General features: G+C 55.7%; 9 protein-coding genes. 5 read left to right on the top strand and 4 right to left on the bottom strand.

What is annotated here, in order from left to right:
• Positions 1-365: 365 nt before the first annotated feature.
• Together VH413_15215 and VH413_15210 are read right to left on the bottom strand one after the other, a co-directional pair.
• Positions 366-962 (bottom strand): hypothetical protein, encoded by a 597-nt coding sequence (locus VH413_15215; protein HEX3800042.1) that lies wholly within the window; start codon positions 960-962, stop codon positions 366-368.
• 131 nt (positions 963-1,093) lie between these two features.
• Positions 1,094-1,471: a hypothetical protein gene (locus VH413_15210; protein ID HEX3800041.1), complete on the bottom strand. Its 378-nt coding sequence runs from the start codon at positions 1,469-1,471 to the stop codon at positions 1,094-1,096.
• Between the two features lie 280 nt (positions 1,472-1,751).
• Between VH413_15210 and VH413_15205 the strand changes: the two genes are divergently transcribed.
• Genes VH413_15205 through VH413_15195 form a run of 3 tightly spaced genes read left to right on the top strand, consistent with a single transcriptional unit; the run spans position 1,752 to position 5,724 of the window.
• Positions 1,752-2,090, top strand: coding sequence for a YbjQ family protein (locus tag VH413_15205; GenBank protein ID HEX3800040.1), 339 nt, complete (start codon positions 1,752-1,754; stop codon positions 2,088-2,090).
• 29 nt (positions 2,091-2,119) lie between these two features.
• Entirely contained in the window at positions 2,120-2,857 is a 738-nt protein-coding gene (locus tag VH413_15200) for a YebC/PmpR family DNA-binding transcriptional regulator (protein ID HEX3800039.1), read from the top strand.
• Positions 2,858-2,868: 11 nt separating this feature from the next.
• Positions 2,869-5,724, top strand: a complete 2,856-nt coding sequence (locus VH413_15195; protein ID HEX3800038.1) for an MMPL family transporter — start codon at positions 2,869-2,871, stop codon at positions 5,722-5,724.
• Positions 5,725-5,948: 224 nt separating this feature from the next.
• Here VH413_15195 and VH413_15190 read toward each other — a convergent pair whose 3' ends face one another.
• Complete coding sequence (locus tag VH413_15190) at positions 5,949-7,043, bottom strand: hypothetical protein (GenBank protein ID HEX3800037.1); 1,095 nt, start codon at positions 7,041-7,043, stop codon at positions 5,949-5,951.
• 358 nt (positions 7,044-7,401) lie between these two features.
• Between VH413_15190 and VH413_15185 the strand changes: the two genes are divergently transcribed.
• Positions 7,402-8,811: a hypothetical protein gene (locus tag VH413_15185; GenBank protein HEX3800036.1), complete on the top strand. Its 1,410-nt coding sequence runs from the start codon at positions 7,402-7,404 to the stop codon at positions 8,809-8,811.
• Positions 8,812-8,937: 126 nt separating this feature from the next.
• Here the strand turns inward: VH413_15185 and VH413_15180 are convergent, their stop codons facing one another.
• Positions 8,938-9,180, bottom strand: coding sequence for a hypothetical protein (locus tag VH413_15180; protein HEX3800035.1), 243 nt, complete (start codon positions 9,178-9,180; stop codon positions 8,938-8,940).
• Between the two features lie 115 nt (positions 9,181-9,295).
• Between VH413_15180 and VH413_15175 the strand changes: the two genes are divergently transcribed.
• Complete coding sequence (locus VH413_15175; protein HEX3800034.1) at positions 9,296-10,429, top strand: PEP-CTERM sorting domain-containing protein; 1,134 nt, start codon at positions 9,296-9,298, stop codon at positions 10,427-10,429.
• Positions 10,430-10,849: the final 420 nt, after the last annotated feature.

The following is a 10,849-nucleotide window of genomic DNA, read 5'->3' as shown; positions in this document are numbered from 1 at the left end:
TACCTGCTGCGGAACTATTTGCACAACAAATCCCGCAAAACCATTCAAACAACTCTTATCCGGAAAACCAGAAGTCATTCCAGTTCCAATAGATATAGCTGGACACTAGTGCGGCAGCGCAGCCCTACCATGCGCCAGGATTTTAGTTGTCTCTGCGGGACTGCGGAGCGGCGGTTTTGTTTTAATGGTGAGTGCAATTTTATAGCCTCTTTTTCGGACGGCGGAGCGGCGGTTCTGCTCTACCGTTTTAGTGGGTCGGAGGTAAAAAATTTTCGGCTCGCGGGTGGGGTGGTTTCGCGGTGGGACGATACCATGCGTGGGTGAAGGTTACGGCTCGCGGGTACGCTCGCGCTCCCGGATTTGTTTTATGCGGCGAGGGTTTTTTGTGGGGGGGCTTCGTAGAGGGATTGGTCGTCGAAGAGTTGTTGGGGGTCTATGGTGTCGAGGGGTTGGCGCAGGAGGGCGTTGTTGGCGAATTCGGGTTGCTGGGCTAAGGCGTAGGCGACGAGTTGGCTGCAGATCCAGTGGTCGCGTCGGTTGAGGAGTTGGCTGAATACGCGGTTGGGCCAGTCGCGGAATATTCGGTTGCACCAGTGGCCGAGCCAGGTGTCGGCGGTGGCTTGGGCGAGGATGAGGCTGGTGTTGTAGCGGGCGCCGATGCGGCTGGCGGCGGCGGTGGCGATGCGGGCGCCGAGGGATGGGGTCCAAGCGCGGGGGCGTCGAAAATAGGTGCGGCAGGCGGGGTCGCGCAAATATTTGTCGAGGGGGACGCGGGCGACGCCTTCGTCTATGTGGGCTTCAACGCATTCGTTGTTGCCGGTGACGATGAAGGTGTGGGTGACGGGGACGCGACCCAGGCGGTGCCAGTGTTCGGCGTAGGCGATGCCGGCGTAGGCGATGCCGGGGGCGCAGGTGAAACCGATGTAGCCGGTGTCGTAGTCGGCGGGGTATTGGAGGGGCATAGGGAGTATGGGGATGGGATTTTTACCGCGGAGACGCGGAGGCGCGGAGGTCCTTGCGGACGGCCACTGGGGGATGGGGTTTTCTGTGGGGTTATTTTGGGGTTGTGGGATGTGCGCCTTCGCTTGGATTTTTAGTGGAGGGCGGCTTTGGCGGCGGTGGCGGTGGCGGTGGCGGTTTGGATGCCGGTGTTGATGGCTTGGGCGGTGGCGGTGATGATGGCGGCCTGGCCGTTGGCGGCGTTGGCGAGGTTGGTGGGGTTGAGCGCGGATTGGAGACTGTCTATGTGGACGTGAACGGCGCCGTTGGTTTCGGCGGAGGCATCGAAGCCGGCGAGGGTGGAATCTTTGGGGGCGTTGATGGAGAAGGGCTGGCCGTTGATGTAGCCGCGGATCTGGGTCTGGGGATAGGACTGGCGCAGGGTGCAGCCGCCGGCAAGGAGCGCCGCGGCGGCGAGGGCGTGGGCGAGTTTGGAGGATGGATGATTGAGTTTGGTATGTTTTGTATTCATGGGATGAGTTTGCCAAAAGAGGGGCGGGATTTTGTAACCTATGGAAGGATTGACATGATTTTGTTTTGGAGGGGATTTGTGGGGTGGGAGGCGGGTTTGGAGTAGTGTTTATGGGGGTTTGGTGAGTGGTTTGAAATTGAGGTTTTTGTGGGTGAGAAAGAATTTATTTTTGATAAATGGTGGCGAGGGGGATTTTGGAGGGATCGGGGGTTTGGCAGCGCGGTGGGGGTGAGAAAAATCCTTCTTGGCGCGCGGCGAGTTGTGGTTAAATACTGGCATCATGAATAAGACACATGCTTTGACGACGACGGCGTTTGAGCTGCCGGGGTATCGCGTGACGCGTTCATACGGGGTGGTGCGCGGGATCATAGTGCGGTCGCGTTCGATCGTGGGAAATATTGGGGCGGGTTTGCAAAGTTTGTTCGGCGGGAACATCACGCTCTATACGGAGCTGTGCGAACGAGCGCGCGAGGATGCCTTTGACCTGATGCTCGAGCATGCCGGGCAGCTCGGCGCGAATGCGGTGATCGGTGTGCGTTATGACGCGACGGAAATCGCACAGGGCATCACTGAAGTGATCTGCTACGGCACGGCGGTGAGTGTGGAAGCAAGCGCGTAAAATTTGCGCGGGGAATTGTAAAATTATTTATGGCTGGTCATAGCAAATGGGCAAAGGTGAAGACGTTCAAGGGCGCGATTGACGCCAAGCGCGGACGCATCTTTGCCAAGCTCGCGAAGGAAATTTCCATTGCCGCAAAAATTAGCGGCGGCGATCCCGATATGAATCCGCGCCTGCGCATGGCGCTGCTTCGCAGTCGCGCGGCGAACATGCCGAATGATAATATCGAGCGCGCCATCAAGAAGGGAACCGGTGGCGGCGAGACGGGAAATTTCGAGGACCTCACGTACGAAGTTTACGGGCCGCATGGCGTCGCGATGCTCGTCGAACTGAGCACAGACAATCGTAATCGCACGGCATCGGAGATTCGCAGTTTGCTCACGAAGAACGGCGGCACGATCGCCGCGGCGGGCGCGGTAAGCCGGCTGTTTCATCGCCGCGGGCAACTCATCGTGCAGCGCGACGCAGCGGTGGAAGATGCGGTGATGGAAATTGCGCTCGAAGCGGGTGCGGAGGATTTCAAAGCGGAGCCGGAGGGTTATGAAATTTTGACGGACCCGGCGCATTTCGAAGCTGTCCACAAACAGCTTGAGGCGAAAGGCATCAAGTGTGCCTCCGCCGAAATCACTTCGCTGCCGACGCTCACGATTCCGCTGGCGGATCCTGCCGCGGTCAAGGCCGTCACGCATCTCACCGATCTGCTCGAAGATCACGAAGACGTGAAGGAAGTTTATTCCAACGCGGAATTTTCCGAAGCGGCCGCGTGAATGGGCCGCGCATGAAATTGTTGTCGGAGACGCTGATCGGGCGCGCGCTCGGGACGCTCGCCACGGTGGTGATGCGCCATCGCTGGCTGTTTCTCTGGCCGCAATTTATTCTCTTTGTCGTCTGCGTTTTCTACGTTTATTTCAATCTCCAGTTTGATCTCGACCGCGACGACCTCGTTGGCTCGGACAAGTCGTATCACCAGCAATATTTAAAGTATAAAAAAGAATTTCCGACGCAGGACGATCTCGTGGTGGTGGTCGAGAGCGAGAACATGGAGAAGAACCGGCAGTTCGTCGAGCGTCTCGGCCACAAGCTCGAACTGGAGACGAATGTTTTCACCGATGTCTTTTACAAAGGTGATTTAAAAATGATGGGCCGCAAGGCGCTGCTGTTCGTGCCGCAGGACGACTTGCGCGACATGCGGAACACGCTCACAAATTTTCTCCCGTTCGTTCAGCAATTCACGCGCGCGACCAATCTCGATTCGCTTTTCTCGCTGATCAATAATCAGATCCGCCACGCGAAAAACGAAACCAACGCCGACAACAACGCGCTCATGAAAGCGATCCCGATGCTCTCGCGCATCGCGAACCAGGCGACAAGCGCGTTGCAACGTCCCGGCACGCCGCCTTCGCCGGGAATTTATGCGCTGTTCGGCGCGGGCGAAGAAGCGGAGAAGGATATTTATATCGCGCTGCCGACCAAGTCCGGCAGCAATTATATTTATCTCGTGACCGCGCGCGAACGCGTGGACGACCCCGACCTTCCCTCCATGCAACGCGTCCGCGATCTCGTCTCGCAACCCGCGGGCATCTCGGCGATTGATCGCCTGCGCCAACTCGTCGCCGACACCTCACGCGAAGTGCCGGGCCTGAACGTCGGCATCACCGGTGAATCCATTCTTGAACACGACGAGATGGCGCAATCGCAACATGATTCGCTCGTCGCGAGCATCGTATCGCTCGTGGTGTGCGCGATGATTTTTATTTACGGTTATCAGGAGACGGGGCGTCCGCTTAAGGCGACGGTCTGCCTCATCGTCGGCCTGGCCTATACGCTGGCGTTCACCACGCTCGTCGTCGGGCATTTAAATATTTTGACGATCACCTTCGCGCCGATCCTGATCGGGCTGGCGATTGATTTTGGCGTGCATCTCATCACGCGTTACGAGGAGGAATTGCGCCACGGCCGCAATGAAGAAGAAGCGATGCACAAGGCGATGGTTTATACTGGCCAAGGCATTTTCACGGGCGCGATGACCACGGCTGCGGCGTTTCTCGCGATGGCGCTCACCAATTTCAAAGGCATCCAGGAAATGGGAATCATCTGCGGCGGCGGCATGATCGTGTGTCTCGTGCCAATGATGACGCTCCTGCCGGTGATGCTTTTTGGCGGACGCCAAAATCGGATGGACCACGACCCGGCGGTTCACAAGCCCGAAGAGTTCGCGCCGATCCGTTCGCGCGTCGAGCAGATGTGGTTGAGCCGGCCAAAAATTATCATCATCGCGACTGGCTTTCTCACGCTGCTGGCGGCGACGCAATTTCATCGCGTCTATTTCGATTACGATTTGCTCAACATGCAGTCGAAAGGTTTGCCGGCGGTGGTGTTCGAGAAAAAATTGATTGATGAAACGTCGCAATCGGTTTTGTTCGCGGCGGTGGTTGCCGACTCCCCGCAACAGGCGCTCGAACTCGAAACGAAACTTCGCCAGCTTCCGTCCGTCTCCACGAATATTTCGATGGCGCAATTTTTGACCGGCGACGTTTCGGAAAAATTAAAACTCATTGGCCAGATCAAGCAGGACATCGCGCCGATTCATTTTCAACCGCCCGATACCGCGCCCGTCAAACTTAGTGCGTTGAGTTCCACGCTTTATTACACCGCCGGTTACATGGGCGCGGCCACGAACGAAATCGCCAAGGACATGGCCCAGCCCACTTCGCCGCCCGCGCCGGTGACGCTCAAATCTCCCGGCGATGTCAAGGCCGATACAAACGCGCTGACCGACGAGCAGTTGATCCAGCAACTCGCCGCGCTCAAGGACGCCATCAATCATTTGCGCAAACAAATGCTCGGCATGAATCCGCAAGTGGCGTCGGAAAAACTCGCGGCGTTCCAACAAGCCTTGTTCAACGACGTGGACGGAACTTTTCGCTCGATCCAGGAACAGGACGATAGCTCGCGGTTGCGTGAGGAGGATTTGCCGGGGCCGCTGCTGCATCGCTTCATCGGTGCGCACGGCAAATTGCTGATCCAGGTGTATCCGAAAAAAGATGTGTGGAACCACGAGAACCAGGAAGAGTTCGTGAAGGAATTGCGCACGGTGGGCCCGCAGGTCACGGGCACGCCGGTGCAACTTCTCGAATACACGACGCTGCTCAAGAACAGTTACATCCAGGCATCGTATTACGCGCTCGCGGTGATCGCGATCATGGTGTTCATTCATTTTCGCAGCGTGGTTTTTGTAGTGCTCGCATTGTTGCCGGTGGCGATCGGTTCGTGCTGGATGGGCGGATTGATGGGTGCGTTCCACATCCCGTTCAACCCGGCGAATATCATGACACTGCCGCTGGTTATCGGCATCGGCGTGACCAATGGCATTCACATCTTGAATCGCTACGTCGAGGAACGAAACGCGAGCATCTTCTCCAAAAGCACGGGCAAGGCGGTGTTCGTCTCCGGGCTCACCACACTCTCCGGTTTCGGAAGTCTCATGCTGGCGAAACATCAGGGCATCCGCAGTCTTGGTGAAGTCATGGCGGCGGGTGTGGCGCTATGTATGATCGCGGCGCTGACCTTTTTGCCGGCGGTGCTGACGTTGTGGCAGGAACATCGCGAGAAGAAAAAAACAACCCAGCAGTGACAATGCACGGCCACCGCCGGGTCGGGAGGAACCGAGGTTAAAACCTCAATCAAACGCAGATTAGCAAATTAGATGGTTTTAAGTCAATCTCTAATCTAAAAGCTGGTTATTCTACATTTTGATCGGTTCCGATAACGATAACGCGGCCCAACCTTTTAGTTGCTGCAGTACTTTAGTATAGGTGCTGGGATTGGATTCTATGAATCAATATAAATCTGCTCCTTTTAAGGCTTAAACTCTCCCACCGGCCCGTCCGAAGCCTTGTTCTGCCGGTAAACCTGGCCTTTTTTATAAAGCGCCAGCCGCTTCTGATATTCTTTTGATGAATGGCCTTTGATGGCCCGCTGCTCTTCCGCCACGGCGAGATTAAAAAATCCAGCTGAAGCATACGCCGCCGCCAGGGTATCCCTGACATCAGGATCGTCCACGACATTGAGCACAAAGTCGGCGTGCATGATCGCTTTGGAATAATCGCGCACCGTCACGCCCTGGCCGACGGCGGTGTCCCACGCAAAATTATTTCTCGCGAGCAAATTCGCCGGGTACAGCGCCAGCGCCTGGTCCATTTTTTTGAGCGCCGTTTCAAACTGCCCACGGGCTTCGTATTCGATGGCCAGCAACACCTGTTCGTATCCAAGGACCTGCTCGCGCGTCATGTCTGTCATCGCCGATCCGGCTTCGATTTCCGCCGCCGGGATTTCAAATTCCGCGCGATACGCTTTGTCGGATTCGACTTTGCCATCCATCGTTTCCCAATTCACATAGTCGGCGCCCTCGCGCCAGCGAACAAAATTATGGCCGGGGTAACCGAGTCGTCCCGGAATTTCAATCAGGTGAATCGGCAATTTCAACTGCTCACCCACACCCAAATAAATGAACGATGCGGTATCGCAATCCACCGCGTAAAAAGGCCCGGGAAACCGGGCCGCAATCATGTCTCGGCGGCGATGGTTGTGCGCGCTCGCTTCAAAAGAACGCAGCCGGTTCGTCGCCATTTGAAACGGCGTCAGGCCATCGGCGAGCAGACTCACCAGGCCGTCGTCGGGATAAACAAAGCCATGCGCGATGAGCGTATCATCAATGCACTTGAACACATTCGTGACGTAGTGAATATCCAAGGTATTTTTCGGCGGCCGTTGAAGCTGCTCGATTTTTTTCGACGCGTCCTCGATGACTTCGCGCAAGAGAGAAACCATTTGCGGCGTCACCGTCCGGGTTTCCTTGTCCTGGTTCAAAATTTCCTCGGCGATATTTTCGGCGGCATTGACCGAAGAACAAAACCCTGCGAGCAACGCCAGGACCAGGAAAAATTTGTTCATTAATCCTCGCCGTTTGGATTTCTCTTCGCACTTGGTGATGGTGTTCATGGATGCCTCCGCTTTGCCTAACTCTTTTCTTACCGTTCGTTGTCTTTGGATCACGACCTGATTGAACCCCGCAGGATTTTGTCCGCGGAGTTTAAATCTCTCGTTCGTTTTCGCAATTCTTAAACGATCCTTTGCCGTTGAGTTGACGCGACCGCAACCCATAGGCAGTAATAAAAAATTTCTTGTCAGAACTTCCGCGGTCGTGCGTACCACTTTTAAGACTATTCCCTTGACTCCATTAGGGCTGCTTAGAACACTCTGCCGCATCCCGTTTTGTAACAAGGGGACCGTTGAGACCCTATTCGACACTATGAAAAAACTAGCACTCTATTCTTTATTGCTCCTGTTCGCTGGAACTGCCGCTTTCGCCCAGCCCAAACTCGCGATTGTCAGCGTGGAACCTTCCCATGTTTTGGCCAAGAAATTCGGCTTGCTCCCCGCCCCGCCGGTCACGCCCGCTCCGGCTGTCTCGGCCGCTACTGGTCCCGGCAATTTAACCGGTCTATGGTACTTCGGCCCTAAACTTGCCAATAACCAGCGGCGCACTGTTTCTTCCATCGTGATCGTCAAAAATCCCAACGGTTCCTACCATGCCGACATGACCAATCTTGCCACTCATCAACAAACTCGCACTGACAACGTGCAGTGCGACGGGTCCCATCTACGCGTCTCCTACCCTACCCAAAGAGGCCTCGCCACTCTGGAAGGCAATCTCAACCCAGCCACCGGCAATATTGATGCCACGTCGTTAATAAGCTCAAATCCTAGACGCCACTTGCCCTACGAATTTTCCCGCCAACCAGGACCAGCCGCGCCGCCGCCCGGGCAAATGGCTTCCGCCCCCGCATCCGAACCGCCGCCGCTGCCTCCGCTCGACATTATTTTGCATTCGCTCGATACCCAATTCGTGGATCGTTTTCAAGGCGGCCATGTTTTCACCGTGGTTGAAGATGCCGACGTGAAACAAGCCGTCCCCCTGCAAGGCGCGGAATATAATGTGAAAGATTCCGCCACCCAGGCCGCCTTCAAGAAGGCCGGCATTGATTATCTTCTCGTCACCACGCTTGAAGATGCCTCCGACCAAACGCTCGATGAAGCCGCCGGGACGATTGCCACCTCCTCGACCACTTACAACGCCCAACGGCAGGGCCAGATTCAACGCGCCAATGGAAACATCGCCTATAACGGCTCCGTTTCAGGCGCCATCAACAATCGCGCCAGCGTCTATGACAAACACATTCAAAAAGAACAAAAGGTCCGCCTCGTCATCCGCTGTCGCCTCTTCGATGCCAACTCCGGCGCGCTGCTCGATTCCATCACGCATACCTTCGCGACCAACCGCGCCTACGTCGCCCTCGCTGCCGGTAATAATATGGAGTCCACTTCCGACCTCTTTGATGCCGCCGCCACCCAGGTCGCCGATTGGACCGCCCTGCGCGTCGGTGACGACGTCTTTCCCATCAAGGTGCTCGACAAGGATGACAAGATCGTCACCCTCAATCGCGGTTCCCAAAGCGGCCTGCACATAGGCCAAATCTTCGATGTCTTCGTGCTCGGCAAAGAAATCAAAGACCCCACCACCGGCGAAGTCCTCGGGCGCGACGACATCAAAGCCGGCCGCGTCGCCATCAACAGCGTCCGCGAAAAATTTTCCAAGGCCTCCATCCTCGACGATACCGGCATCACCCCCGGCGCCATCCTCCGCCCGCCCGAAAATTAGCCAAACCCGCGCGCAATCACGCGCATTCAAACGCAAATAATACGCGTGCGTATCTTTCCACTTCGGGAAAAACATCTCTCCTGGTGTTTTTCCCGTTTTTTTCTCTCTTCACTTACCGGGTAGAGACTAACTCCGGTTTTGCCCAACTAAATAACTCACTAATTCTTTCTCACCCCCCGCCAGGTAACTCCGCGATGCGCATATAAGCTCACCCCTAATGCGCAATTCGAAAATATTTTCTCCTCCCCCTTCTTTTTTCTTCTGTTTTCTTTTGTCCCTTTTGTCTGTTTTTAAACATTCACTTTTTTCACTCAGGCCTGCTTTTATTGAGGATTTTATGGTTTCGTTTTGGCACCAGCTTTGCTCCATAGTGATGATATTGGATTTATTACGTAGGCGTAGTGTTCGTCACAAGAATTTAACTTGCCTCGTTGGTCATAAATTTCTATTATCTGCACGCTTTTAATCCGAACTGTTTACCCATATGAAACCAACCCTGAATAAGTGCCTAACCTCCGCCTCGCTCGCCGTTCTCATCTCTCCGAAGCTTTTCGCAGCCGCAGTCACCCCGGGAGACATTTTGGTCGTTCAGGTCGGGAATGGTTCAGCCGCCTTGGCTGGAACGGCCACGGCCACGTTTCTTGATGAATATTCTTTGACCGGCACTTTGGTTCAACAGTTCGCGCTTCCGACCGCCGCTTCTGGCAGCCAGGACGCTTTGACGCTTTCCGGCTCCTCCACCGCCGAAGGCTTCCTCGAACTCTCCGGCGATGGCAACTACGTCACCATCGGCGGCTACAATCTCGCTCCCGGCGGAACTACTGGCACTTCTTCTGCCGCTACCGTCAACCGCGTGGTGGGCCTCCTCAATCTCAACACCGGCGCGCTGGACACTTCCACCGCCATCAATGGCGGAACTTCCGGCAACATTCGCAGCGTTTATACCGCTAACGGCACTTCCTTCTACGCCGCAAGCTCCAGCGCTGGTGTCGGCTATGATGCTACCTTCGGCTCCGCCAGCAGCGCAACCCAACTTTCAACCTCCCCTTCCAACACTCGCGTTACCAAAGTGGTTAATGGCCAGCTTTACGTGACTTCTGCCAGCGGCACCTTTTTAGGCGTGGGAACCATCGGTACGGGCACTCCTACCACCGGTAGTCAAACCTCCACTTTGCTGACTGGATTTCCGACGACCGGCTCCCACTCTTCCTACGACTATTTCTTTGCCACTCCGACGACCCTTTACGTCGCGGATGACGGCTCCGCGGCCGCTGGTGGTGGCATTCAAAAATGGGTGTTTTCGTCCGGTGCCTGGAGTTTGCAATACACCCTGCTTAATAACGGCACGGCGGACACCGTTGTTCGCGGTTTGTCGGGCTTCGTTGATGGCAGCGGCAATGTGGATCTTTACGGCTCGACCGGAACGACGGCCATTGAAGTTACTGATACCGGAGCTTCTGCAACCGCTACCACGATTGCCACCGCTGGTGCTAACGAAGCCTTCCGTGGAATTGTTTTTGATGCGCCGACCTCCACACCCGAACCCACCACCCTCGCCTTGCTCAGCCTGGGCGGCGTAGCGGGCGCATTCTTCTTCGGTCGCCGTAACCGCAAATAATTTTGGTTGTGTTAATGGTCGCGCAGAGGCAACCCCTCTGCGCGTTTTTTTTCCCGCTCAGAGCGTGCTCCCCTTTCAACGCTTGCAAGGCAGGACGGCGCTTATGAACCTTCTCCCCACATAAGGAACACCCTTGTTCTCCAAGCATTGATAAATTTGAACCAACACGAGGTTTGATTTTCTCTCGGAAAAACAAGGGAAGACGCTTTGAAATAGTGTTAACCATGTCGTGCGACCCTGCCTAGCCGCCCCTCCTCAATTCCCAACCCAAATCCCTTCCTCTCTGCGCCTCTGCGTCAAAAAAAGAACCCCACCGCCTCCGCCCTTCACGACCGGCTAATCTGCTTCGCCACCGCAGCCCCGCAAGGACGACAGAAATTAGCCCAGCAATTTATTGCTAGGTTGAATTCCCCTCCAAAC

It is taken from the genome of Verrucomicrobiia bacterium (assembly GCA_036268055.1).
Taxonomy (GTDB): domain Bacteria; phylum Verrucomicrobiota; class Verrucomicrobiia; order Limisphaerales; family Pedosphaeraceae; genus DATAUW01.
The sequence above is the reverse complement of the archived record's forward strand: the minus strand, read 5'-3'. Positions and strand labels throughout refer to the sequence as shown.

What these genes read in the sequence shown, in the direction of transcription:
- VH413_15215 (HEX3800042.1), bottom strand. Translation starts at nt 962, where the DNA reads ATGCCCCTCCAATACCCCGCCGACTACGACACCGGCTACATCGGTTTC.
- VH413_15210 (HEX3800041.1), bottom strand. Translation starts at nt 1,471, where the DNA reads ATGAATACAAAACATACCAAACTCAATCATCCATCCTCCAAACTCGCC.
- VH413_15205 (HEX3800040.1), top strand. Translation starts at nt 1,752, where the DNA reads ATGAATAAGACACATGCTTTGACGACGACGGCGTTTGAGCTGCCGGGG.
- VH413_15200 (HEX3800039.1), top strand. Translation starts at nt 2,120, where the DNA reads ATGGCTGGTCATAGCAAATGGGCAAAGGTGAAGACGTTCAAGGGCGCG.
- VH413_15195 (HEX3800038.1), top strand. Translation starts at nt 2,869, where the DNA reads ATGAAATTGTTGTCGGAGACGCTGATCGGGCGCGCGCTCGGGACGCTC.
- VH413_15190 (HEX3800037.1), bottom strand. Translation starts at nt 7,043, where the DNA reads ATGAACAAATTTTTCCTGGTCCTGGCGTTGCTCGCAGGGTTTTGTTCT.
- VH413_15185 (HEX3800036.1), top strand. Translation starts at nt 7,402, where the DNA reads ATGAAAAAACTAGCACTCTATTCTTTATTGCTCCTGTTCGCTGGAACT.
- VH413_15180 (HEX3800035.1), bottom strand. Translation starts at nt 9,180, where the DNA reads ATGGAGCAAAGCTGGTGCCAAAACGAAACCATAAAATCCTCAATAAAA.
- VH413_15175 (HEX3800034.1), top strand. Translation starts at nt 9,296, where the DNA reads ATGAAACCAACCCTGAATAAGTGCCTAACCTCCGCCTCGCTCGCCGTT.